Genomic DNA, 25,313 nt, shown 5'->3' with positions numbered 1-25,313 from the left:
CAAGAGGGCCTGCACCGGCCGCCCGTACGGCGACCGGCCGGGGGGCGTCACACCCCACCGGCCGGTTCCACGGCACCCGCACGGCCGTACGTTGTCGATGATGCCGCGTCCGTATATCGGGGACGTTGCCCATGTGTTAACGCCGCGTCAGAGGGCCCGGCTGCTCCCGGACGGCGGGGGCGGGCCCTCGTCGCGGTCCGCCGGTCCGGGCTGCTCGGCGGCCTCCGGGGCCTCCGCCGCCTCGGCCGCCCGCTCCGCCGCTTCCTCCTGGCCGCCCTCCCCCGGCACGGAATCGAGTGTGCCCTCAGGCGGGACCACCCGCTTCTCCTCCGCGAAGTGGCAGGCGGAGGCGTGCCGGGCCGGGCTGTCCACGTCCAGGAAGGCCGCCGGGACCGCCAGCAGCGGCACCTCCAGTTCGCACCGCTTCTGCGCCTTCCAGCAGCGGGTGCGGAAGCGGCACCCGGAGGGCGGATTGGCCGGGGACGGCACGTCGCCGTGCAGGATGATCCGCTCGCGGTACTCCCGCGCCGCGGGGTCCGGCACCGGCACGGCGGAGAGCAGCGCCTGCGTGTACGGGTGCGTGGGGTGGTCGTAGATCTCCGCGTCGGTGCCGATCTCCACGAACCGGCCCAGGTACATCACGCCGACCCGGTCGGAGATGTGCCGCACGATCGACAGGTCGTGCGCGATGAAGACGTAGCTCAGCCTGAACTCGGCCTGGAGCCGGTCCAGCAGGTTGACGACCTGCGCCTGGACGGAGACGTCGAGCGCGGAGACCGGTTCGTCGGCGACGATGATCTCCGGGTTGAGCGCGAGGCCGCGGGCGATGCCGATGCGCTGGCGCTGGCCGCCGGAGAACTGGTGCGGGTAGCGGTTGATGTACTCCGGGTTGAGACCCACCACGTCAAGCAGGTCCTGCACCTTGCGCCGCCGGTCGCCCTTGGGGGCCACCTCCGGGTGGATCTCGTACGGCTCCCCGATGATGTCGCCGACCGTCATGCGCGGGTTGAGCGAGGTGTACGGGTCCTGGAACACCATCTGGATGTTGCGCCGGACGGCCTTGAGCGCGCGCCCGGACAGCTTGGTGATGTCCTCGCCCTTGTACCGGATGGAGCCGGCCGTCGGCTGCTCCAGGTGCACGAGCAGCCGGGCGACCGTCGACTTGCCGCAGCCGGACTCCCCCACCACGCCCAGCGTCTCGCCGGCCCCGAGGTCGAAGGTGACGCCGTCGACGGCCTTGACCGCGCCGACCTGCTTCTTGATGAGGACGCCCTGGGTCAGCGGGTAGTGCTTGACGAGGTCGCGCACCTCCAGGATCGGTTCGCCGCCCGCGTACGCGCTCTCCTGGCGCGACGTGGACAGCAGGGTGCGCGCCGTCTCGCCCTCCTCGCGGGCTTCCTTGCGCCCCGAGTGGTCAGCGTGCATCGAGCGTCTCCTTCCAGAAGTGGCAGGCGCTCTGTCGGTGCTCGGCCACGTCGTAGAGCGGCGGCACGTCGGTGCGGCAGACGTCCTGGGCCATCGGGCAGCGCGGGTTGAAGGCGCAGCCCGGCGGGATGTGCAGCAGGTTGGGCGGCAGCCCCTTGATCGCGTACAGCTCCTGGCCCTTCTGGTCCAGGCGCGGGATCGAGGCCAGCAGACCCTTGGTGTAGGGGTGAGCGGGTGCCTTGTAGATGTCGTGCACGGGCGAGGTCTCGACGATCCGGCCCGCGTACATCACGGCGATCTTGTCGGCGACGTCCGCGACCACACCGAGGTCGTGGGTGATGAGGATCAGGCCCATGTTGAGTTCGCGCTGGAGCTCCGCGAGGAGGTCCATCACCTGGGCCTGGACGGTCACGTCGAGCGCGGTGGTCGGCTCGTCGGCGATGATCAGGGAGGGCTCCAGGGCGAGCGCCATGGCGATCATGATGCGCTGGCGCATCCCGCCGGAGAACTGGTGCGGGTAGTTGCCCACCCGCTCCTTGGCGGCGGGGATGCGGACCCGGTCCATCAGCTCGACGGCCTTGGCCTTCGCGTCCTTGCGGGACATCCCGCGGTGCACCACGTACATCTCGCCGAGCTGCTCGCCGACGGTCAGCACGGGGTTGAGGGAGGACAGCGCGTCCTGGAAGATCATGGCCATCTCCTGGCCGCGGATCTTCCGGCGCTCCTCCTTCTTCATCGTCAGCAGGTCGCGGCCCTTGAACAGGATCTCGCCCTGCGGGATCTTCCCCGGGGGCATGTCGAGGATGCCCATGACCGCCTGTGCGGTGACCGACTTGCCGGAGCCGGATTCGCCGAGCACCGCCAGCGTCTCGCCCTCGGCCACCGAGTAGTTGACCCCGTTGACGGCCTTGACGACCCCGTCCCGGGTGTGGAACTCCACGTGCAGATCGCGCACTTCGAGCAACATGGCAGCGGACTCCTCAGCGCAGCTTGGGGTCGAGGGCGTCGCGCACCGCGTCGCCGAGCATGATGAAGGCCAGCACCGTGACGGCCAGCGCGCCCGCGGGCCACAGGAGCATGTGCGGGGCGTTGCGGATGTACTGGGACGCGGCCGAGATGTCGATGCCCCAGGAGACGGCGGGCGGCTTCAGGCCGACGCCGAGGAACGACAGGGTCGCCTCCAGCGAGATGTACGTGCCGAGCGCGATCGTCGCGACGACGATGACCGGGGCGACGGCGTTCGGCGCGATGTGGCGGAGCATCATCCGGCCGTTGGACGCGCCGAGGGCCCGGGCGGCCTGGACGTAGTCGTTGTGCTTGGCGGTGATGACGGAGCCGCGGGCGATGCGGGCGATCTGCGGCCAGCCGAGCAGGACGATGAAGCCGATCACCGGCCAGACGGTGGAGCTGGTCACCACGGAGAGGAAGACCAGGCCGCCGAGGACGACGGGGATGCCGAAGAAGATGTCGGTGAGCCGGGACAGGATCGCGTCCCACCAGCCGCCGAAGAACCCCGCGAGGCCGCCGAGGACGCTGCCGATGAGGGCGACGCCGAGGGTGGAGCAGATGCCGACGGTGACGGAGTTGCGGGCGCCGTAGACGACGCGGGTGTAGACGTCGCAGCCCTGTCCGTCGTAGCCGAAGGGGTGGCCGGGCTGGGAGCCCTCCTGGGCCTTGCCGAGGTCGCAGTCGAGCGGGTCGCCGGATGCGATGAGCTGCGGCCAGATCGAGATGACCACCAGGAACAGGATGATCAGCGCGGAGATGATGAAGACCGGGTTGCGGCGCAGGTCGCGCCAGGCGTCGGACCACAGGCTCTGCGGTTTGGTGTCCGGCCCGGTCCCCTCGGGGCCGCCGGGCGTCTTCTCCAGCGTGTCGCCCTCTTCGAGGGCGAGATCCATCGTCGCACCCGCTCCCGCCGCCGAGATCGCCTCTTCCGGTGTCTGGTCAGGCATAGCGGATCCTCGGGTCGAGTACGGCGTAGAGGAGGTCGACGATCAGGTTGGCCGCCAGGAAGACGAGCACCAGGACGGTGACGAAGCCGACGACCGTCTGCGAGTTCTGGCGCAGGATGCCCTGGTACAGCTGGTAGCCGACGCCGTGGATGTTGAAGATCCGCTCGGTGACGATCGCCCCGCCCATCAGGGCGCCCACGTCCGTGCCGATGAAGGTGACGACGGGGATCAGCGAGTTGCGCAGCAGGTGGCGGATGACCACGCGGCGCCGGGGCAGACCCTTGGCGGTCGCGGTGCGGACGTAGTCGGCACGGGTGTTCTCGGCGATCGAGGTCCGGGTGAGCCGGGTGACGTACGCCAGTGAGACGGAGGCGACCACCAGGCCCGGGATCAGCAGCTCGTTCAGGGGCGCCTCGGGCGAGACGGACGGCTTGATGACGCCCCACTCGACGCCCAGGAGCAGCTGGAGCAGCAGACCGGTGACGAAGGTCGGGATCGAGATCACGACCAGCGTCAGGATCAGGACCGTGGTGTCGACCGGCCGGCCGCGGCGCAGCCCGGTGACGACGCCGAGGGTGATGCCGATGACGATCTCGAAGACGATCGCGACGAGGGTGAGGCGGATGGTGATGGGGAAGGCGGTGCCCATCAGCTCGGTGACCTTCTGCCCGTTGAACGCGGTGCCGAAGTCGCCGGTGAAGACGTTGCCCATGTAGGTGAGGTATTGCTGCCACACCGGCTTGTCGAGGCCGAATTCCGTGCGGAGTTGGGCGGCGGTCGCCGGGTCGCACTGGCGGTCGCCGCAGAGACCGGCGATGGGGTCACCCATCACGTTCACCATCAGGAAGATCAACAGCGTGGTGCCGAAGAAGACCGGGATCATCTGCAGCAGCCGCCGGATCACATAACGTCCCATGAAGGGCTCCGGGGGTCGCGGGGACGGAGGCTTGAGGGGTCGGGGGACGGGGAAGCCGGGCGGCCGGTGCGTCACCGCACGGGTCGCCCGGCTCCGTCCCTCACTTGACCTTGATCTGCTCGTACACCGGGACGCTGAACTGGTTCAGCGAGACGTTGGTGACGTTCTCCGAGTAGCCGGCGCTGCCGTTCTGGTACCAGAGCGGGATGACGGGCATCTGCTGGACCATGACCTTCTCCGCGTCCTGGAAGAGGGAGACGGCCTTGGCCTTGTCGGACTCGGCGTTGGCCTTGTCGACGAGGTCGTCGAACTGCTTGTTGCTCCACTTGCCGTCGTTGGACGAGGCGTCGGTGTAGTAGACGGGCTGCAGGAAGTTCTGGATGAGCGGGTAGTCCATCTGCCAGCCCGCGCGCCAGGCGCCGTTCAGCTTCTGCTGGGAGACCTGGCTGCGGAAGTCGGCGAAGGTGCCGACGGGTGCGCCCACGCACGCCTTGTTGTTGCCCATGACCTTGTTGATGCTGTTGCAGACGGCGTCGACCCACTCCTTGTGCGAGCCGGTGTCACCGTTGTACGAGATCTTGAGCTGGCCCCCGGGGATGCCGCCGCCGTCCTCGATCATCTTCTTCGCCTCGGCGGCGTTGTACGTGCACTCCTTGCCGCAGAGCCCCTTCTTGAAGCCGCCGTCCTCGCCGAGGACCGGGGAGGTCCAGTCGGAGGCGGGGGTGCGGGTCTTCTGGAAGATCTGGTCGGTGATCTGCTGCCGGTTGATCGCCATCGACAGGCCCTGGCGGACCTTGGCCGCGTCGGGGGTGTCCCACTGCTTGTCGTAGAAGGGGAACGCGAGGGTCTGGATGATGCCGGCCGGGGTGTTGATGTAGCGGTCGCCGAGGTCCGACTTGACGTTCTTGAGCTGCGAGGCGGGCACGTCGTCCACGAGGTCGAGGTTGCCGGCCGTCAGGTCGGTGTAGGCGGTGTTGTTGTCGGTGTAGACCTTGAGGTCGATGCCGCCGTTCTGCGCCTTGTCGTCCCCGGGGTAGTCGTCCCACTTGCGCAGGCTCATCGAGGAGCCCTTGGTGTACTTGTCGATGGTGTACGGGCCGTTGCCGACGGGCTTGGAGAGCCAGCCGGCGTGGTCGGTGTAGAAGGTCTTGGGGAGCGGGGCGAAGGCCGGGTAGCCGAGGGTGTCGGGCCACAGCGAGAACTTCTGCGACAGCTTGACCGTGAAGGTCTTGTCGTCCACGATCTTGAGGCCGGAGAGCTTGGTGGCGCCGGCCTTCCCGGACTCCGGGTGGACCTTGTCGTAGCCGTCGATGTAGCCGAAGAAGTAGGCGTTCTTCTGGTTGTTCTTGAGGAGGGCGCCGTAGTTCCACGCGTCCACGAAGGACTTGGCGGTGATCTTCTCGCCGTTGCTGAAGGTCCAGCCGTCCTTCACCGTGACGGTGAAGTTCTGGTTGTCCTTGGTCTCGATCTTCTCGGCGAGCATGTTGGTGGCCTCGCCGGTCTTCGGGTCGTACTTCTTCAGACCCCGGAAGATCATGTCGAGGACCTTGCCGCCCTGCACCTCGTTGGTGTTGGCCGGCTCCAGCGGGTTCTGCGGGTCACCCCAGGACGAGCTGACGATCCCGTCGGCGCCACCTCCACCGCCACCGCTGTCGCCCCCGCCGCAGGCCGTCGCCGCCAGGGCGACGGCCGCCGCGCATGCGGCCCACTTGACGTGTGTGGCTCCGCGCATGGAGTGCCTCCTCGTTCTGCTCCGGCTTACGTGAGGTCAAATATCACCTCATAACGGTACATACGCATATCTACTCCCCCCATTCGGGCAGAGCGGCGGCCGGCCGACCCTCCGCCCGCACGCCCGGACACCGGATTCCGGACGCGTACACGACGCCGCGACAGGCCCCCGACCCCCTCCGACGAGGGAGAAGCGGTAACGACAGGGCAACGAACCGGCATCGGCCGCATCGCGCCGCATCCGGATGTACGAATTTCGAGACAATGCCGCCCGGATATCGGACTCATTGCCCGGATTGAATGGAATTGCAGGTCAATATGCCCTGGATCAGGCAAATGAAAGGCAAAGGACTCGCCGCGCAGAGGCAATGAAAGGGCCAAGCCGCCAAAGAGCGGACCAAGGCGGCCCGACATTCATTGACCCTGCGTGAATTGCGTTGAAAAAGTCCGGGTAGCCCGTGGGTGTGCCCTGCGGAGTCCTTCGACCCTCCGGGCCAGGAGCACCATGACGATTCCAACCTCGAACGCAGCAGCCCCCCTTGAGGCGGCGGATGTGACGGCGGCCGTTCCGCCGGAGACCGCCGCGCGCAAGGGAGGTGACGGCCGGTCGCCCGGAAAGCTCGCCTGGCGCCGTTTCAAGCGGGACCGCACCGGTGTTATTTCCGGCATTGTGGTCATTTTCTTCTTCGTGGTGGGCATCGCCGCCCCGTTGATCGCGAAGCTGTACGGAAAGAACCCGTACACGACGTACGGGCAGAACGACACCAGCCTGCTGGACGACTTCGGTTCCCCGGTCCTCCCCAACGGCGGGATCAGCGGCGACTTCTGGTTCGGCATCGAGCCCGGTCTCGGCCGGGACGTATTCACCTTCCTGCTCTACGGCATCCGCAACTCCCTCCTGATCGCCGCGGCGACCACCCTGCTGCTCACCGTGGTCGGAGTCGCCGTGGGCATCACGGCCGGCTATCTCGGGGGCAAGACGGACTACCTGGTCGGCCGGGTCATCGACATCCTGCTGGCTTTCCCGTCCACCCTCTTCTTCATCGCCTTCTGGCCCGTACTGCTCTCGATCCTGGTCGACCCGGAGGAGAACACCCCGGTCTGGCTGACCGTGGTCACCCTCATCTCGGTCATGGCCGCCTTCGGCTGGGCGTCCATCGCCCGTCTGCTGCGCGGTGAGGTGCTGGCCCTGCGCGAGCGCGAATTCGTGGAGGCCGCCAAGGTCACCGGCGCCTCCCCGGCACGGATCATCTTCAAGGAACTGCTGCCCAACCTCTGGACGCCGATCCTGATCCAGGCCACGCTCGCGCTGCCCGCGTACGTGACGGCGGAGGCGGGTCTCGCGTTCCTCGGCGTCGGACTGACGTCACCGACCCCGGACTGGGGCGTGATGATCCAGCGCGGCTCGGACGTCTACCAGAGCGACATCACGTTCATGCTCTTCCCCGGCGCGTCGATGGTGATCTTCGTGATCGCCTTCAACCTCCTCGGCGACTCCGTGCGCGACGCACTGGACCCCAAGACCAAGCGCTGAATCCGCCGTACTCCGGACGGGCGACGGGGCCCACCCGGATCCACCGTTTCTCCACTCGACCAGAGCAGGAAGCCATGTCTCTCTCCCGCAGAAACTTCGTCATCGCCACGTCGGTCGCGGCCGGCGGCTCGATGGTGCTCACCGCCTGCAGCAGCGGCAGCTCCAGCGCCGGCAAGGGCGACAAGAGCAAGGGCCACGGCGGCACCGACAAGTACACCGGCTCGGTGGTCGTCGGCACCAAGGAGGACTCCACCGGCCCCGCTCCCGAGGTCCCCGGCGCCAAGAAGGGCGGGACGATCCGCGGCATCGCGCCGGACGACTTCTCCCACCTGGACCCGCAGCGCATCTACTTCTCGTGGAACTCCGCGGTCGGTGACCTCTTCATCCGCTGCCTGACCGGCTACAAGATCGCCGCCGACGGCTCGATGAAGCTCGTGGGCGACCTCGCCACCGACGCCGGCACCACGAAGGACGGCGGCAAGACCTGGGCGTTCACGCTCAAGGACGGCCTCAAGTGGGAGGACGGCAAGGAGCTCACCGTCGAGGACGTGCGCCACGGCATCGAGCGCGGCTTCGCGAGCTTCACCACCGAGGGCGCCGGCTACGCCCAGCAGGCGCTCACCGGCACCACCGACTTCCGCGGGAAGTACAAGGGCCCGTTCAGCGGCAAGCACCTCGACTCGGTCGTGATCGACAAGGCCGCGAAGACCATCACGTTCAAGCTCGCCGAGGCCCGCCCGGACTTCAACTTCACCCTGGCGATGAGCTCCTACGGCGCCGTCCCGGTCAAGGGCGACAGCAAGGAGAAGTACGACAAGGACCCGGTCTCGGCCGGCCCGTACCGCATCAAGTCGCACTCCGTCGACAAGTCGATGACCCTGGTCCGCAACGAGCACTGGGACCCGAGCACCGACGCGATCCGCACCGCGTACCCGGACCAGTTCGTGTACGAGTTCGGGCCCGAGGCCCTCCAGGCGGCCGACCGCCTGATCGCCGACTCCGGCGACGACCAGTACGCCGTGATGGCGTACAGCGGCGTCCCGGCCGAGCGCATCCAGAAGGTCCTCACCGACCCGGAGCTGAAGAAGCGCACCTTCAACGGTCTGCTCACCGGTCTCTACTACTACGCGATCAACACCAAGCGCATCACCGACCTGAAGGTGCGCCAGGCCCTGATCCACGCCTGGCCGCTGGAGCAGATCCGCAAGATCTACGGTGGCCCCTCGGCCGGTGACTACGCCACGTCCATCCTGAGCCCCGACATCATGGGCTACGCCAAGGACGACGTCTACGGCAAGGCGAAGAAGCCGCAGGGCGACCCGGAGAAGGCGAAGGCGCTCCTGAAGGAGGCGGGCAAGGAGGGGCAGAAGATCGTCTACGCCTTCCCGCAGGGCAACAACTACGACAAGACCAAGGTCGTCATCGAGAACGCGCTCAAGGCCGCCGGCTTCGAGCCCGTCCTCAAGCCGCTGGAGTCCACCAGCTACTACGACCAGATCCAGAAGATCGACAACAAGTTCGACGTCATGTGGTTCGGCTGGTCCCCGGACTGGCCGACCGGCTACACGCTGGTGCAGCCGCTGTTCGACGGCGGCACCATCGCGGACGGCGCGAACAACATCTCGCAGCTGAACGTCGACTGGGTCAACGAGGCCATCAAGAAGAACGTCACCATCGCCGACCCGGCCGAGGCCGGCAAGGCGTGGGCCGCGCTCGACAAGCGGATCATGACGGAGGAGGCGCCGATCATCCCCGAGACGTTCCAGCGCCGCTTCTACCTGTACGGCTCCAAGGTCGGCGGCGCCATGTTCCACCCGCTGTGGTCCTCGGCCGTGTTCTACAGGCTGTTCGTGAAGGCGTAGCCGACACCTCCCAGGGCGCGTTTCGAAATGAGCGCCGTCCGCCCGCAGGGCGGGTCCGGCGGCGTCTGGTGCGTGCGATCGCAAGGCGGCGGGTCGCCCCGATACCGGGTGTATCGGGGTGGTCCCGACAACGCGGCGAGCGTGCATGCCAGGCGTCGCCGGACAGGCGGGACTTTCGAAACACGCCCTAGGCGGGGCGCCCCTGCGGCGCCCCGCCCGCTCCTCTCCCCCTCGTCGGCGTCTGCCAGGGAAATCCATCGCCATGTTCCGCTTCCTCATCCGCCGGGCAATCGGCGCACTGGTCATCCTGCTGATCATCAGTGCCATCACCTTCGTCCTCTTCTACATCGCGCCCCGCGACCCCGCTCGCGCGGCCTGCGGCAAGATCTGCACGCCGGAGACGCTGGCACTGGTCAAGCAGAACCTCGGCATCGCCGACCCGCTGCCCGTGCAGTACTGGCACTGGCTGGAGGGCGTGTTCGTCGGCCGCGACTACAGCTCGTTCGGCCACTGCCCCGCGCCGTGTCTGGGCTACTCGTTCCGCAACCGCGAGCCGGTCCTCGCCACCATCGAGGACCGCTTCCCGACGACGCTCTCCCTCTCCGTCGGCGCCGCGGTCGTCTTCGTGCTCGTCGGTGTGGGCACCGGCATGCTGGCCGCCGTGAAGCAGGGCAAGGCGCTGGACAAGATCGCCTCGTCGGCGTCCCTGATCTTCTCCTCGATGCAGATCTACATCGTCGGCGTGGTCGCCATGTACTACCTCTGCGACCAGTGGCACATCCTCAGCCGCCCCAAGGAGGTCCCGTTCGACCAGGACCCGGCCGGCTGGTTCTCCGGACTGCTGCTGCCGTGGCTGGTGCTGGCGCTGATCTTCACCGCCAACTACACGCGTATGACCCGCTCCCAGCTCGTGGAGACGATGAGCGAGGACTACGTCCGTACCGCCCGCGCCAAGGGCCTGTCCCGGCGCACCGTGTTCTTCCGGTTCGCGTGGCGCGGTGCGATGGGCCCGATCGTCACCATCTTCGGCCTCGACGTCGGTCTGCTGCTCGGTGGCGCGATCATCACCGAGAAGGTCTTCGGCCTGCACGGCATCGGCGCCCTGTCGATCAAGGCGGTCTACGACAACGACCTCCCGATGATCCTCGGGGTCGTCCTGGTCGCGGCGGCGGCGATCGTCTTCTTCAACATCATCGTCGACGCCGTCTACGCCCTCATCGATCCGCGCGTCCGCCTCGCCTAGGGAGAGACCCCGTGAACACCCCCTTCCTCTCCGTACGCGATCTGCGCGTGCACTTCTCCAGCGAAGACGGCATGGTCAAGGCCGTCGACGGGCTCTCCTTCGACCTGGAGCGCGGCCGGACCCTCGGCATCGTCGGCGAGTCCGGCTCCGGCAAGTCCGTCACCAACCTGGCCATCCTCGGACTGCACCACCCCGAGCACACCGAGATCCAGGGCGAGATCCTGCTCGACGGGCAGGACCTGCTGGCCGCGTCCGAGCGGGAGCTGGAGCGGCTGCGCGGCAACAAGATGGCCATGGTCTTCCAGGACGCCCTGGCCTCCCTCTCGCCGTACCACACCATCGGCAAGCAGATCGGCGAGACGTTCCGCAAGCACACCGGCGCCTCCAAGCAGGAGGCCCGGGCGCGGGCCGTCGAGATGCTCACCAAGGTGGGCATTCCGCAGCCCGGCCTGCGCGTGGACGACTACCCGCACCAGTTCTCCGGCGGTATGCGCCAGCGCGCGATGATCGCCATGTCGCTGGTCTGCAACCCCTCGCTGCTGATCGCCGACGAGCCGACGACCGCGCTGGACGTCACCGTGCAGGCCCAGATCATGGACCTGCTCAAGGACCTCCAGCAGGAGTTCGGCACCTCGATCATCTTCATCACGCACGACCTCGGGGTCATCGCCGACATCGCGGACGACGTCCTCGTGATGTACGGCGGGCGCTGTGTGGAGCGGGGCACGAAGAAGGAGGTGCTGCGCACGCCCCAGCACCCGTACACCTGGGGTCTGCTGGGCTCGATGCCCACCCTCGAAGGCCCGGTCGACGTGCCGCTGTCGCCGATCCCCGGTACCCCGCCGAGCCTCCTCAACCCGCCGACGGGCTGCCGCTTCCACCCGCGGTGCTCGTTCACCGAGCAGGTCGGCGGCGACCGCTGCTCGGCCCAGCAGCCTCCGCTGGACCTGGTGTCCGGGCGCGGGGCGGCCTGCCACCTGACCCCGGAGCAGCGCGCGGAGTTCTTCACCGACTTCGCCGGCACCCGGGCCAACTGACGTACAAGAGACGGGACTTTCCCACCATGAGCAGCACCGATCCCCTCCTGGACGTCTCCGGACTCACCAAGCACTTCCCGATCAAGGGCGGCTTCCCGATCCGGCGGACCGTCGGGGCCGTCCAGGCCGTGGACGGGCTGGACTTCACCGTCGCCGAGGGCGAGAGCCTGGGCCTGGTCGGTGAGTCCGGCTGCGGCAAGTCGACCACGGGCCGGCTGGTCACGCGGCTCCTCGAACCGACCGCGGGCCGGATCACCTACCGCGGGCAGGACATCACGCACGCCACCCGCAAGGAGCTGGCGCCGGTCCGCTCCGAGATCCAGATGATCTTCCAGGACCCGTACGCCTCGCTGAACCCGCGCCAGACGGTCGGCAAGATCGTGTCGGCGCCCATGGAGGTCAACGGCATCGAGCCGCCCGGCGGCCGCGAGGCGCGGGTGCGGGAACTGCTGGAGACGGTCGGGCTCAACCCGGAGCACTACAACCGCTTCCCGCACGAATTCTCCGGCGGTCAGCGCCAGCGCATCGGGGTGGCCCGCGCGCTGGCCCTGGAGCCGAAGCTGATCGTGGCGGACGAGCCGGTGTCGGCGCTCGACGTGTCGATCCAGGCGCAGGTGGTCAACCTGCTGCAGAAGCTCCAGAAGGAGCTGGGGATCGCCTTCCTGTTCATCGCCCACGACCTGGCCGTCGTGCGGCACTTCTCGCAGCGCGTGGCCGTGATGTACCTCGGCCGGATTGTGGAGATCGCGGACCGCGACGACCTGTACGGCAATCCGCGCCACCCCTACACGCGGGCGCTGCTCTCCGCCGTGCCCGAGGCGACCGCGGACGACACACCGGCCCGTGAGCGCATCCGGCTCACCGGCGACGTCCCGTCCCCCGTGAATCCGCCCTCCGGCTGCCGCTTCCGCACCCGCTGCTGGAAGGCCACGGACAAGTGCGCGAGCGAGGCGCCCCCGCTGGTGCGGGTCTCCGGCAGCCGCGAGGGCCACCTGACGGCCTGCCACTACCCGGAGGACGCCCGGTCGGTGGCCGCCGTCCCCCAGGCCCGCACGGAGGACCCGAAGCCCGCCAAGAGCCTCGACGAGGCCGGCGGGCCCGAAGACCGCGAGGCGCGAGGCTGACACCCCTCGCCTCGGCCCCGGGGCCGTGCGCCCGGTGCGGGACCCGACCGGTCCCCGCCCGCCGTACGGCTCCGGCCGGGGGAACCGAGCACGCAACGGCCCATTGACCCGAGCACCCTGCGAGCCCGGTTCCCGGTACACGGGAAAGGCGCCCCGGAACCGATCGGTTCCGGGGCGCCCTTCGTCGCGCGCGGCGCTTGCTAGGCCGCGTGCACCACGTCCTTCTCCTCCGCGAAGTGGCAGGCCGACTCGTGGGCGGCCGGCGTCTTCACGTCCTTGAAGCGCTCGGGGACCGCGAGGAGCGGCACCTCGGTGGCGCACTTGTCCTGGGCCTTCCAGCAGCGGGTGCGGAAGCGGCAGCCCGAGGGCGGGTTGGCCGGCGACGGGACGTCACCGGAGAGGATGATCCGCTCGCGGCCCTCGCGGGAGTCCGGGTCGGGGACCGGGACCGCCGACAGCAGCGCCTGGGTGTAGGGGTGCGTCGGGTGGTCGTAGATCTGGGTGTCCGTACCGATCTCGGCCATCTTGCCGAGGTACATGACGCCGACCCGGTCGGAGATGTGCCGGACGATCGACAGGTCGTGCGCGATGAAGAGGTAGGACAGGTTGAACTCGTCCTGGAGCTTCTCCATCAGGTTGATGACCTGCGCCTGCACCGACACGTCGAGCGCGGAGACCGGCTCGTCGCAGATGATGATCTCCGGGTTGAGCGCGAGGCCGCGGGCGATGCCGATGCGCTGGCGCTGGCCGCCGGAGAACTGGTGCGGGTAGCGGTTGATGTACTCCGGGTTGAGCCCGACGACGTCCAGGAGGTCCTGGACCCTGCGCCGCCGGTCGCCCTTGGGAGCCACCTCCGGGTGGATCTCGTACGTCTCGCCGATGATGTCGCCCACCGTCATGCGGGGGTTGAGCGAGGTGTACGGGTCCTGGAACACCATCTGGATGTTGCGCCGGACGGCCTTCAGCGCGCGGCCGGACAGCTTGGTGATGTCCTGGCCCTTGTAGAAGACCTCGCCCGCGGTGGCCCGCTCCAGCGACATCAGCAGCTTGGCGACGGTGGACTTGCCGCAGCCGGACTCGCCGACGATGCCCAGCGTCTCGCCCGCGTACAGGTCGAACGAGATGCCGTCGACGGCCTTGACCGCGCCGACCTGCTTCTGGAACAGGATGCCCTGCGTCAGCGGGAAGTGCTTGACGAGGTTGCGCACCTGGAGGATCGGCTCCCCCTGCGACACGGGCGCGTCGATGGCGGCTACGGCCTCCGCCTCGGTCGCCACGTCGACGGTCTCCACGTCGGAGACGTTGGGGGTGGCGTCCACGGACTCCTTCGAGAGGTCAGCCATGGATCGTCTCCTTCCAGAAGTGACAGGCGCTGCGGCGGCCGGCCAGCTCGGTGCCGTCCTGCTCGGTCACCGCGTGGAGCGGCGGGATGTCCGAACGGCAGATGTCCTGGGCCATGGTGCAGCGCGGGTTGAAGGCGCAGCCCGACGGCACGTGCAGCAGGTTGGGAGGCAGGCCCTTGATCGCGAAGAGCTCCTGGCCCTTCTGGTCCAGGCGCGGGATCGAGGCCAGCAGACCCTTGGTGTACGGGTGCGCGGGGCGCTTGTAGATCTCGTGCACCGGGGCGGTCTCGACGATCCGGCCCGCGTACATCACGGCGATCTTGTCGGCGACGTCCGCGACGACACCCAGGTCGTGGGTGATCAGGATGAGGCCCATGTTGTACTCGCGCTGGAGCTCCGCGAGGAGGTCCATCACCTGGGCCTGGACGGTCACGTCGAGCGCGGTGGTCGGCTCGTCCGCGATGATCAGGTCCGGCTCCAGGGCGAGCGCCATCGCGATCATGATGCGCTGGCGCATACCGCCGGAGAACTGGTGCGGGTAGTCCGAGACCCGGGCCGCGGCGGCCGGGATCTTCACCTGGTCCATCAGCTCGATGGACTTGGCGCGGGCTTCCTTCCTGGACAGGCCCTGGTGGACCCGGAACATCTCGCCGAGCTGGTAGCCGACGGTGAGGACCGGGTTGAGCGAGGACAGCGCGTCCTGGAAGATCATGGCGATCTTCTGGCCGCGGATCTTCCGGCGCTCCTCGTTGGACATCTTGAGCATGTCCTGGCCGCGGAAGAGGATCTCGCCCTGGGGGATCCTGCCGGGCGGCATGTCGAGGATGCCCATGATGGCCTGCGCCGTCACGGACTTGCCGGAGCCGGACTCACCGAGGACGGCGAGGGTCTCGCCCGCGTCCACGCTGTAGTTGACTCCGTTGACCGCCTTGGCCACGCCGTCGCGGGTGTGGAACTCCACGTGCAGGTCACGGACTTCGAGCAGGGGACCGCTCTCGTCGGCGGACCCGCGCGGAGCGGGAACAGCCGCCGTCTTGTCGATGGTGGTCATGTACGCCTCCCTCAGCGCAGCTTGGGATCGAGGGCGTTGCGCACCGCATCGCCGAGCATGATGAACGCGAGCACGGTGATCGACACCATGACCGACGGGATGATCAGCACGTAAGCGGCGTTACGCAGCTGCTCCTGGCCGGACGAGATGTCGACACCCCACGACACGGTCGGTTCGGCGAGACCGATGCCCAGGAAGGACAGGGTGGCCTCGGCCGAGATGTATCCGCCGAGCGCGATGGTCGCGACGACGATCACCGGCGCGATCGCGTTGGGCATGATGTGCTTCAGCAGGATGCGGGTGGTCGAGGCACCGAGTGCCTTCGCCGCCATCACGTAGTCCGCCTGCTTGATGGTCATCACCGAGCCGCGCGCGACACGGGCGATCTGGGTCCAGCCGAGGAAGGCCAGGGCCAGGATGACGACCCAGATGTGCCGCTCCTCGAACGAGGTCAGGACGACCATCGCACCGAGGATGAAGGGGACGCCGAAGAAGATGTCGGTGACCCGGGACAGGAGGGTGTCGATCCAGCCGCCGAAGTATCCGGCGAGCATCCCGACGATCGTGCCCAGGACCGTCACCAGCACGGTGACGACCACGGCGACGGTGATCGAGGCGCGGGCGCCGTAGACCACACGGGCGTAGATCGAGCGGCCCTGGATGTCGTAACCGAACCAGTCGGCCTGGAAGACGTGGCCCCACTTGGGCCGCTGCAGGTAGTGGTGGGCCAGGTCCGCGTAGCGCGGGTCGGCGCCGGTGAACAGGCCGGGGAATATCGCCATGACCAGCAGGAAGATGATCAGGACGGCCGAGACCACGAACAGCGGGCTGCGCCGCAGGTCGTACCAGGCGTCCGTCCAGAGGCTGCGGGCCTTGGCGACCTCCGCGGTGGGGGCCGGCACGGCGGCGATGGGCGCGGAGGCGTCCGCGGAGGTTTCCTTGAGCGTCTCAGGCATACCGGATCCTCGGGTCCAGGACCGCGTAGAGCAGGTCGACTATCAGGCTGGCGGCGAGGTACACGAGCACGATCAGCGTGACGATGCCGACGACCGTGGCCCCTTCGCGGTGGCGGAGGGCGTCGAAGACCGCGGAGCCGACGCCCTTGACGTTGAAGATGCCCTCGGTGACGACGGCACCGCCGAGCAGGGCGCCGAGGTCCGTTCCGAGGAAGGTGACCACCGGGATCATCGAGTTCCGCATCAGGTGGACGCCGATGACGCGACGGCGCGGCAGCCCCTTGGCGACGGCGGTCCGCATGTAGTCGGAGCGCAGGTTCTCCGCGACGGAGGTACGGGTCAGCCGTGCCACATAGGCGAGGGACAGCGACCCGAGCACGACCGCCGGGAGGATCAGTTCGCTCGAATTCGCTTCCAGGCTGACGTTGGGATCGACCCAGCCGAGCTGGAAGGCGAAGAAGTACTGCCCGAGGAAGCCCAGCACGAAGGAGGGCACCGAGATGAGCAGGAGCGTCAGGACGAGCAGCAGGCGGTCGCGAAGGGTGTCGGCCTTCAGACCGGCGAAGACACCGATCGAGATGCCGACGAGGACCGTGAACAGGAAGGCAAACAGGGCCAGCCGGATCGTGATCGGGAAGGACTCGGAGATGATGTCGGCCACCGGTCGCCCACTGGCGATCTGGGTGCCGAAGTCGCCCTGGAAGAGTCCTACGAGGTAGTTCCAGTACTGGTGCCAGAGTGGCAGGTCGAGACCGAGGTCCTTCTTCATCGCTGCGATCTGCGCGGGGTCGACGGTCTGCTCACCTGCGAGTGCGCGCACGGGATCGCCGGGCAGCGCGTACATCATGGCGAAGACCAGCAAGGTCGACCCGAGGAAGACCGGGATCATCTGGAGCAGTCGCCGCGCGACGTAACGCCCCATGTTTGCCTCCGATTGGGGGGAATGCAGCCCAGGGACCGCGCTCCGGATAGCGGAGCGCGGCCCCCGGGACCTACTGCCTGTATGGGCGGGCTGATGGCCGAGTAGGCCCTCAGGCGTGGTTACTTGACCGTGACGTCCGTCATGACGTAGTCACCGCGGAAGTCGATCGACACGTTGTCGACGTTCTTGCCGTAACCGCCGTTGATCTTGTAGTTCCAGAGCGGGATCGCCGGCATCTTCTTCAGGATGAGCTTCTCCGCCTCCTGGTACGCCTTGATCGAGTCGTCCAGGGTGGCCGCGTTGTCGCCCTTCTTGAACTCGGCGTCGACCTCCTTGTCCGAGAACCGGCCGTTGTTGGCCTCGGCGGTCGTGCTGTAGAGCTCGCGCATGAAGTTGACGTTCAGCGGGTAGTCGGCCACCCAGCCGCCGCGGTACATGCCCTTGACCTGGTCGTTGTCACGAGCCTCCAGGTCGGTCTGGAAGTCCGGCTTCGCGTCCGGGATGCAGTCGACCCCGGTCGAGTTGCGGATGGACTCGCAGACCGCGGTCACCCACTCCTTGTGCCCGCCGTCGGCGTTGTACTGGATCCAGACCTTGTTGCCCGGAACGCCGCCGCCGTCCTTGATGAGCTTCTTCGCCTTGGCCGGGTCGAACTTGAACACGTCGGTGTCCAGGTGCTGGTTACCGGCGACGCCCGGAGGCGTGAAGCTGGTGGCGGCCTCACGGGTGCCGTTGAGCACGGTCTTCGTGATGGTCGCGCGGTCGATGCCCATGGACAGACCCTGGATGACCTTCGGGTCGACGTCCTTGAAGGGCTTCGAGTAGAACGCCGGGACCAGCGACTGGACGGCCGCGTACGGCTCGTCGACCGTGCGGTCGCCGAGGTCCTGCTTGTACTTCGGCAGGTCCTTCGGGCCGACCTGGCGGATCATGTCCAGGTTGCCGGAGAGCAGGTCCTGGTACGCGGCCTCGACGGTCGCGTAGTTCTTGAAGAGGATGCCCTTGTTCTTGGCCTTGTTCGGGCCCTGGTAGTCAGGGTTGGCCTTGACGCGGATCAGCTTCTTGTGGTCCCACTTCTCGAAGACGTAGGGGCCGTTGCCGACCGGCGCCTGACCGAACGCCTTGGGGTCCTTGTAGAACATCTCGGGCAGCGGGGCGAAGGTGTAGTAGCCCAGCTTGTACTCGAAGTACGGGACGGCCTTGGTCAGCTCGATCGTGAACGTGTTGTCGTCCACGGCCTTCAGACCGGACATCTCCGTGCCCTTGGGGTCACCCTTCTCCGGGTGGACGTCCGCGTAGCCCTTGATGTCCTCGAACCAGAAGGCGTTCTGCTGGTTGTTCTTGATGTTGGCGTACCAGTTCCACGCCTTCACGTACGAGGCGGCGGTGACCGGGGTGCCGTCGTGGAACTTCCAGCCGGGCTTGAGCTTCACCGTCCACGTCTTGTTGTCGTCCGTCTTCACGGACTCCGCGTTGGTGTAGACGATGTTGCCCTTGTGGTCGAACTCGAGGAGCTGGGTAAAGAGGGCCTGGATGACGTAGCTGCCCAGCTGCTCGTTGGTGTCGGCCGGGATCAGCGGCTTCTGCGGCTCACCGACGTCGACGGAGACGTAGCCGGCAGGCTTGCCCTTCTCCTTCGAAGCGGCCTTGCCGTCGTCGTCGCCGCCACCACAGGCAGTCGCAGCCAGGGCGATGATGGCCGCTCCCGCGACCCACTTGGCGCTCTTGGCACCACGCATGGGTTTCCTCCTCATGAGTCCACTTTTGACTACAAGAAGGGCACTGGGTTCGATACACCGACACCCCTGACGGTGATCGTTCAGTGCCCTTAGTGTGCTCGTGAGTCGGCGCACTCCCCACAGTGCGTGACCCATTGACCCGAGCTCAATGGAGCCAACTATTAAGTACGACTGGGCCGTAAACCACACTTAAAGGGTCTCGGTTTGACAACATCCGACCCCCATGGGGACCAAAATCCGGACAAATCAATCCCAGACAGACACCCCCGAAACGGACTGTTAACACGCGTTTCGGAGAGCAACCTCCGATAATCGGACGTTTTTGTCTCAGATGCTGGACAGCGACGCCTAAAACCAGTTGCCCAAGGCTCAGGGCCCCCACAGTGTCTGTGAGGGCCCTGGGCTTCGGCAATGCCTGGTGCTGACGGATCGTCGGCCGAAAACGGCCTACCGGATACGGATCAGCCGTGCTTGGCGCGCGAGGCGGTGCGGCTGCGCTCCTTCTGGTCGAGGACGACCTTGCGGATGCGGACGGCCTCCGGGGTCACCTCGACGCACTCGTCGTCGCGGCAGAACTCCAGGGACTGCTCCAGCGAGAGCTTGCGCGGCGGGACGATCGCCTCGAACGAGTCGGCCGACGAGGACCGCATGTTCGTGAGCTTCTTCTCCTTGGTGATGTTCACGTCCATGTCGTCGGCGCGCGAGTTCTCGCCGACGATCATGCCCTCGTACACCTCGGTGCCGGGGTCGGTGAACAGCACGCCGCGCTCCTGGAGGTTCGTCATCGCGAAGGCGGTGACGGCACCGGCGCGGTCGGCGACCAGCGAGCCGTTGTTACGGGTCGTCAGGGTGCCGAACCACGGCTCGTGGCCCTCGTGGATGGAGTGCGCGATACCCGTACCGCGGGTGTTCGTCAGGAACTCCGTACGGAAGCCGATGAGGCCGCGCGACGGGACGACGAACTCCATGCGGACCCAGCCGGAGCCGTGGTTCGACATGTTGTCCATGCGGCCCTTGCGGACGCCCATGAGCTGCGTGACGGCGCCCATGTGCTCCTCGGGCACGTCGATCGTCATGCGCTCGACGGGCTCGTACGTCTTGCCCTCGACGTCCTTGGTGACCACCTGGGGCTTGCCGATGGTCATCTCGAAGCCCTCGCGGCGCATCTGCTCGACCAGGATGGCCAGCGCCAGCTCACCGCGGCCCTGCACCTCCCAGGCGTCCGGGCGCTCGGTGTCCAGCACGCGGAGCGACACGTTACCGATCAGCTCGCGGTCCAGGCGGTCCTTGACCTGGCGGGCGGTGACCTTGCGGTCCTTGACCGCGGCCTTGGCGTCCGCGCCCTTGCCGGTGCCGCCCCGGCCGACCAGCGGCGAGGTGTTGGTGCCGATGGTCATGGAGATCGCGGGCTCGTCCACCGTGATCAGGGGCAGCGCGACCGGGTTCTCCGGGTCGGCGAGCGTCTCACCGATCATGATCTCCGGGATACCGGCGACGGCGCAGATGTCACCGGGGCCGGCCACCTCGGCGGGCTTGCGGGTGAGCGCCTCGGTCATCATCAGCTCGGTGATGCGCACGTTCTGGATGGAGCCGTCGCGCTTGATCCACGCGACCGTCTGGCCCTTGCGCAGCTCGCCCTGCTCGACGCGCAGGAGCGCGATGCGGCCGAGGAAGTTGTCGGCGTCGAGGTTGGTGACGTGGGCCTGGAGCGGCGCGTCCTCCTCGTACGTCGGGGCCGGGACGTGCTCCAGGATCGCGGAGAAGAACGGCTCGAGGTTGGTGGAGTCCGCCGGGACCGTGCCGTCCTCCGGCTTGGTCAGCGAGGCGACGCCGTCACGGCCGCACGCGTAGACGATCGGGAACTCGATCTGCTCCTCGTCCGCGTCCAGGTCGAGGAAGAGGTCGTAGGTCTCGTTGACGACCTCGTCGATACGGGAGTCCGGGCGGTCCGTCTTGTTGATGCACAGGATGACGGGCAGGCGCTGCTGGAGCGCCTTGCGCAGCACGAAGCGGGTCTGCGGCAGCGGGCCTTCGGAGGCGTCGACCAGCAGCACGACCGCGTCCACCATCGACAGGCCGCGCTCGACCTCGCCACCGAAGTCGGCGTGGCCGGGGGTGTCGATGATGTTGATGGTGATGACGTCGCCGCCATCCTTGGGGTGGTACTTCACGGCCGTGTTCTTGGCCAGGATCGTGATGCCCTTCTCACGCTCCAGGTCGTTCGAGTCCATCATGCGGTCGTCGAGGGACTCGGCGGCATGCGCGGCGAACGAGCCGGCCTGCTTGAGCATGGCATCGACGATGGTCGTCTTGCCGTGGTCGACGTGGGCGACGATGGCTACGTTACGGATGTCGTGGCGCGTGGGCATGGTGTGGCTTGCGCTTCTCTCGGATCGGGGATTCAGGCGCCTGGGTCGGTCTTGAGTCCTCGTACGCCCGCCGGGCGGACGCGCCACGGCTAGTCCCATGGTACGGGGCGGCCGCTGCTGCGGCTTCCCCGGCGGTTTCCAGTGCCGCGCCGGCCAAGGTTTGCGACGGGGCGAACCTTGGCTGGCGCGGCACTAGCGGGCGCAGGAGAGCTTGACGGCCTCGTGGGCCGCGGCGGACGCGTCCTTGCCCAGAGGCTCGTCGCAGTTGACCGCGCCCCCGCCGGAAGGGCCCCAGGTCGAGACGTGGCCGACGACCGGTTTCCCGCCCCCGGCGCACGTGTAGCGGAAGTCCGTCTCGATCAGCTTGAAGTAGCTGAAGCTCACCAGCCGCACGGTGCCCTTCACGTCGCTGACCTGGCCCAACGGCTCGTCGAGCGGCGCGTACGTGCCCGGCTCGCCGAGGGCGGAACCCTCCTTCGGATCGTCGTCCGCGGATACCAGTGCGAGCTTCGTCCCGAGGGAGTGGAGGACGAGGTCCGGGTCCAGGTCCACGCCCTCGGTCACCACGGAGGCCGGGTCCGTGCGCAGCCGCCGGACCGGTTTCGTCACGCGGCCGGACCCGGTCACACTCTGCGCCTCGGCGACCCCGTTGATCACCCAGTTCTGGCGCAGGTTGAACCAGGTGTACGTGCCGCCCCGGCACGCCTGCGGCTCCCGGGCGGCGGCCTGGTCCGCCGTCCCCTTCGATGACGCGGCCGGGGCCGGGTCGCCGGCCGTCCGGTCGTCCGGCGTCGAGGTGCAGCCCCCGATGAGGAGGCCCGCCGTCATGACCGCCGCAGTGGTGACCGCTCGTGTCCGCTTCATCGTTCCGCCCCCGTGGTCCGTTCTTCCGGTGGAATTCACCGGTGGTCGGGGACCACGGTTGCCGTAACGGACTTCACGGACAAGTGACTTGAGTAGTTCCAGAGGTGCGGATGTCCCCTACTTATTCTTCGGGGCCGGAGCACCCGCCGCCTGCGGGGCCTTGTAGCCGATGTCCTGGTAGTGCGGCACCCCGAGGCCGAAGGCGCCGACGTTCACGAGCTGCTTGCCGGTGGCGACGAGCTGGGGGCGCTGGAAGAGGGGGATCGATCCCGCGGCGGCCCAGATCCGGGCGTCGGCCTTCCGCACGAGGTCCCGGGCGGCCTTCTCGTCCAGCTCCGACGCCGCCTGGTCGAAGAGCTGGTCGATGTGGTCCGTGCCGACGCGGGTGTAGTTCTGCTCGACGAGCAGCGAGCCGTCCGAGGCGGGCAGCGGCTTGGCGAAGATCGGGCGGTCGTCGGTGGCCGGGTAGGCGGTGGCGGGCCAGGAGTACAGCGCCATGTCGTAGTCGCCGGAGGCCACGTGGTCGCGGAAGTAGCTGTCGTCGGAGACCTTGGTGATCACGGTGCGGATGCCGATCGTGTCGAGCATCGCGGCGATCTTCTCGCCGACGGTCCGCAGACCGGCCGAGCCGGGCCCGGACGGCAGGACGAAGCGCAGGCTCAGCGGCTTGCCGTTCTTGCCGAGCGGACCGCGCGCGGTGTCGGCCGCCCGGGCCGGAGCGGCGGTGCCCGCCGGAGCATAGGCTCCGGCGGCGCCTCCGGGCTGCCGGTCCTGGGCCCGGACCGCGTCCCGGGCGTCCTCCGAGGTGCCCGTGGAGCCGAGGTGCCCGGCCTGGCGCAGCAGGGCGGCGCTCTGCGCGGCGGCGTCGGGGGCCGCGGCGAGGGCGAGGGCGCCGGTGTCGCCGGGCTTGTCGTCGTCGCCCACGATGTAGAGGCCGTCGTCGGCGGGCCCGGCCGGGGCCGCGCGGTCCGCCTTGCCGTCGTCCGCGTCCTTGCCGGCGCTCCCCTTCTTCTCGTCGGCCTTCTTCTCCGCGCCCTTCTCCTGCTTCTCGCCCTCGCTGCCGGCCTTGGCGCCGTCGTTCCGGCTCAGGGCGCCTTCGCGCGTCCAGCCCGCGTCGGCGAGGAGCGCCTGCGCCTGCTCGGTGTCCTGCTTGCCGAGCGCGTCGCTGCCGTCCCGGTAGGCGGGCTGTCCGGCGACGGCGAGGTGGCTGCCGAGCGGCTGCGCGGGCAGTCCGAGCGGCCGCAGCACGGTGTCGGCGAGCTCCTGGCGGTCCAGGGCGCGGGCCACCGCCCGGCGCACCCGGTCGTCGGCGAGCGGCCCGGTCTCGCCGTTCAGCGCGAGCTGGGTGTAGGCGGGCTCCAGGGACTTGCGGACCACGTAGGCGCGCAGCCCGCTCTGCTCGGTGGCGTACGCCTCGGCGGCCCTGGCCTTGTCGTCCCGCGCCTCCTGCTCCTCCTCGGCCGCCTCCTCGTCGGTCCCGTGCGCCACGGCCCAGGAGCGCAGGGCGTCCGCCGGGGTCCGCGCGGCGCCGGGGCCGTGGGCGGGCGGGGCGCCGGCCGCGCCCTCGCGGACGGCCTGGGCGATGCGATGAGCGGTGGTGGAGTCGATGTCCGCCACGTCGACGGCGCCCTCGGCCAGCGCGTCGGTGCGGTCCTCGGGCTCGACGGCCTTGAAGACCAGCGAGTCCAGCTTGGCGCGGCCGCCCCACCAGCGCGGGTCCCGGGTCAGCGTGACGGACCCGGCCTTCTTGTCCACCTCGCGCAGCCGGAACGGCCCGGCGGTCGCCTTGAGGGTGGTGCGTGCGCCGTCGTTGAAGGCGTCCGGGGAGCCCGTCACCTGCTTGGGGTAGAGCGGCGAGAACAGCGAGCGCCAGTCCGCGTACGGCTTGGCGAAGGTGACCTTGACCTCCAGGTCGTCGTGGCCGCGCTCGATCTTCTCGATGCGTTCGTACCCGGCGTTGCGGGCGGTCCAGAACGCGGAGTCCTTGCCGCTCAGAGCCCGCCACTGGGCGACGAAGTCCGGGGCGCCGATTCCCCGGCCGTCGCTCCAGACGGCCTGCTGGTTGAGCCGGTAGACGACGACCTGGCGGGGCTCGGTCTCGGTCACCTTCGCGGATTCGAGGTAGTCCGGGTTGAGCTGCGGGCGGCCCTGGGCGTCGAGCGGGAAGAGGGTCGGCAGCAGGGCGCCGGTGATCCGGGTGGTGGCGCTGTCGGCGTCCGCCTGGAAGGCGTTGAAGGTGGCGGGCAGCGCGTCGATCGCCCAGGTGACCTTGCCCCCGTCGGCGACCTGGGCGCGGGCGGCGCGGGCCACGTCCTGCGGGACGGCGGCGACGGCCGCGGTGTCCTTCCCGTCCGAGCTGCACCCGGCCAGCGCCGGGAGGGCGAGGACGCCTGCGGTGAGGAGGGCGGGGACGCGCCTCTTCCGGGCCGTCCCGCGCGGGACGCCGACGTGGGACATGGCTGATACCTCCGGGGACGGCCCGGCCCCACCGGGGAAGGGGCCTGATTGAGCGCTTTTGGTGGCATTTGCAGTTGATCACACTGATTCCGCCCCTCCACTGAAAGCGCCCTCGCGCGGGAACGCCGCGCCGACACGGCGCGTGCGCCCCGAAGCCCACCCGTACGGCGGAGCGCCGCGGCCCGGGTGGGGCCGCGGCGCTCCGTCCCGTACGGGTCCGGTCAGCCGAGGAGCTTGACGATCTCGTCGGTCGTGGCGGTCTCGCCGAGGCGCGGGAAGATCCGCCGCACGCTGTTCTCGTGGGCCTCGCCGCTCATGTCGGTCATCGCGTCCGTGGCGAGGGTGACGTGGTAGCCGTGCTCGTGCGCGGAGCGGGCGGTGGACTCGACGCCGATGCTGGTCGCGATGCCGGCCACCACGACCTGGGTGACGCCCCGGCGGCGCAGCTGGAGGTCGAGGTCGGTGCCGTAGAAGGCGCCCCACTGCTGCTTGGTGACGATGATGTCGTCCGCGCCCGGGCCCATCTCGGGCACGATCTCGGCCCAGTCGGCGGCCGGCTTCCCGGACCGGGCCGGGCCCTCGGTGCGGCCGGGGGCGCCGCCGGTGACGCGGACGAGGACGACGGGCAGGCCCTTGGCCCGGAAGGCGTCGGCGAGGGTCGCGGCGTTCGCGATGACGTCGGCGGCGGGGTGGGCGGTGGGCAGGGCGGTGATGCCCTTCTGGAGGTCTACGACGATCAGCGCGGTGCGGGGGTCGAGGACGGTGGCGGTCATGGTGGTGCTCCT

Annotated in this window: 19 protein-coding genes; 5 read left to right on the top strand and 14 right to left on the bottom strand. The window is 68.6% G+C overall.

Translation table 11 applies throughout. The features are described 5' to 3' along the window. Positions 1-147 precede the first annotated feature (147 nt). The 5 genes from ACLQ2N_RS00210 to ACLQ2N_RS00190 form a co-directional block, all read right to left on the bottom strand. Positions 148-1,425 carry an ABC transporter ATP-binding protein gene (locus tag ACLQ2N_RS00210; protein ID WP_425808264.1) on the bottom strand — a complete coding sequence of 426 codons (1,278 nt, stop codon included), beginning with the start codon at positions 1,423-1,425 and terminating at the stop codon, positions 148-150. After that, the gene (locus ACLQ2N_RS00205) at positions 1,415-2,392 is read right to left on the bottom strand and encodes an ABC transporter ATP-binding protein (protein ID WP_425808263.1); all 978 of its coding nucleotides are present in this window, start codon (positions 2,390-2,392) and stop codon (positions 1,415-1,417) included. The genes ACLQ2N_RS00210 and ACLQ2N_RS00205 overlap by 11 nt, the downstream gene beginning before the upstream one ends. A gap of 13 nt (positions 2,393-2,405) precedes the next feature. Further along, positions 2,406-3,380, bottom strand: coding sequence for an ABC transporter permease (locus ACLQ2N_RS00200; RefSeq protein WP_425808262.1), 975 nt, complete (start codon positions 3,378-3,380; stop codon positions 2,406-2,408). Next, on the bottom strand, positions 3,373-4,296 hold the full coding sequence (locus tag ACLQ2N_RS00195; RefSeq protein ID WP_425808261.1) for an ABC transporter permease: 924 nt from the start codon (positions 4,294-4,296) through the stop codon (positions 3,373-3,375). Before ACLQ2N_RS00195 ends, ACLQ2N_RS00200 begins: the two co-directional genes overlap by 8 nt. Positions 4,297-4,396: 100 nt before the next feature. Next, positions 4,397-6,028, bottom strand: a complete 1,632-nt coding sequence (locus tag ACLQ2N_RS00190; protein ID WP_425808260.1) for a peptide ABC transporter substrate-binding protein — start codon at positions 6,026-6,028, stop codon at positions 4,397-4,399. A gap of 504 nt (positions 6,029-6,532) precedes the next feature. Between ACLQ2N_RS00190 and ACLQ2N_RS00185 the strand changes: the two genes are divergently transcribed. The 5 genes from ACLQ2N_RS00185 to ACLQ2N_RS00165 all read left to right on the top strand — a co-directional run bounded on the left by ACLQ2N_RS00185 (position 6,533) and on the right by ACLQ2N_RS00165 (position 12,827). Further along, positions 6,533-7,561: an ABC transporter permease gene (locus ACLQ2N_RS00185; RefSeq protein ID WP_425808259.1), complete on the top strand. Its 1,029-nt coding sequence runs from the start codon at positions 6,533-6,535 to the stop codon at positions 7,559-7,561. A 74-nt stretch (positions 7,562-7,635) separates the two neighbouring features. Beyond that, a complete protein-coding gene (locus ACLQ2N_RS00180) occupies positions 7,636-9,423 on the top strand; it encodes an ABC transporter substrate-binding protein (protein WP_425808258.1) in 1,788 nt (595 codons plus the stop codon). 262 nt (positions 9,424-9,685) lie between these two features. After that, the gene (locus tag ACLQ2N_RS00175; RefSeq protein ID WP_425808257.1) at positions 9,686-10,666 is read left to right on the top strand and encodes an ABC transporter permease; all 981 of its coding nucleotides are present in this window, start codon (positions 9,686-9,688) and stop codon (positions 10,664-10,666) included. Between the two features lie 71 nt (positions 10,667-10,737). Further along, positions 10,738-11,703, top strand: a complete 966-nt coding sequence (locus tag ACLQ2N_RS00170; protein ID WP_425808944.1) for an ABC transporter ATP-binding protein — start codon at positions 10,738-10,740, stop codon at positions 11,701-11,703. 26 nt (positions 11,704-11,729) lie between these two features. Further along, positions 11,730-12,827 (top strand): ABC transporter ATP-binding protein, encoded by a 1,098-nt coding sequence (locus tag ACLQ2N_RS00165; protein ID WP_425808256.1) that lies wholly within the window; start codon positions 11,730-11,732, stop codon positions 12,825-12,827. A 200-nt stretch (positions 12,828-13,027) separates the two neighbouring features. Here the strand turns inward: ACLQ2N_RS00165 and ACLQ2N_RS00160 are convergent, their stop codons facing one another. From ACLQ2N_RS00160 to ACLQ2N_RS00120, 9 genes are all read right to left on the bottom strand, one after another. Continuing rightward, positions 13,028-14,170, bottom strand: a complete 1,143-nt coding sequence (locus ACLQ2N_RS00160) for an ABC transporter ATP-binding protein (RefSeq protein WP_425808255.1) — start codon at positions 14,168-14,170, stop codon at positions 13,028-13,030. Further along, positions 14,163-15,221 carry an ABC transporter ATP-binding protein gene (locus ACLQ2N_RS00155; protein ID WP_425808254.1) on the bottom strand — a complete coding sequence of 353 codons (1,059 nt, stop codon included), beginning with the start codon at positions 15,219-15,221 and terminating at the stop codon, positions 14,163-14,165. The genes ACLQ2N_RS00160 and ACLQ2N_RS00155 overlap by 8 nt, the downstream gene beginning before the upstream one ends. Positions 15,222-15,232: 11 nt before the next feature. Then, a complete protein-coding gene (locus tag ACLQ2N_RS00150) occupies positions 15,233-16,177 on the bottom strand; it encodes an ABC transporter permease (protein WP_425808253.1) in 945 nt (314 codons plus the stop codon). Continuing rightward, positions 16,170-17,099: an ABC transporter permease gene (locus tag ACLQ2N_RS00145; RefSeq protein WP_164404078.1), complete on the bottom strand. Its 930-nt coding sequence runs from the start codon at positions 17,097-17,099 to the stop codon at positions 16,170-16,172. The genes ACLQ2N_RS00150 and ACLQ2N_RS00145 overlap by 8 nt, the downstream gene beginning before the upstream one ends. A 119-nt stretch (positions 17,100-17,218) precedes the next feature. Beyond that, entirely contained in the window at positions 17,219-18,838 is a 1,620-nt protein-coding gene (locus tag ACLQ2N_RS00140) for a peptide ABC transporter substrate-binding protein (protein ID WP_425808252.1), read from the bottom strand. A 461-nt stretch (positions 18,839-19,299) separates the two neighbouring features. Next, a complete protein-coding gene (gene typA / locus ACLQ2N_RS00135; RefSeq protein WP_425808251.1) occupies positions 19,300-21,207 on the bottom strand; it encodes a translational GTPase TypA in 1,908 nt (635 codons plus the stop codon). Between the two features lie 192 nt (positions 21,208-21,399). Further along, on the bottom strand, positions 21,400-22,071 hold the full coding sequence (locus tag ACLQ2N_RS00130) for a hypothetical protein (protein ID WP_425808250.1): 672 nt from the start codon (positions 22,069-22,071) through the stop codon (positions 21,400-21,402). 117 nt (positions 22,072-22,188) lie between these two features. Beyond that, positions 22,189-24,528, bottom strand: coding sequence for an ABC transporter family substrate-binding protein (locus ACLQ2N_RS00125; protein ID WP_425808249.1), 2,340 nt, complete (start codon positions 24,526-24,528; stop codon positions 22,189-22,191). Positions 24,529-24,749: 221 nt separating this feature from the next. Further along, complete coding sequence (locus ACLQ2N_RS00120) at positions 24,750-25,301, bottom strand: isochorismatase family protein (RefSeq protein ID WP_425808248.1); 552 nt, start codon at positions 25,299-25,301, stop codon at positions 24,750-24,752. Positions 25,302-25,313: the final 12 nt, after the last annotated feature.

This window comes from Streptomyces sp. DT224, assembly GCF_049844595.1.
Classification (GTDB): Bacteria; Actinomycetota; Actinomycetes; order Streptomycetales; family Streptomycetaceae; genus Streptomyces.
Note: the sequence above shows the minus strand (reverse complement) of the source record. Positions and strands in the feature narration are given on the sequence as shown.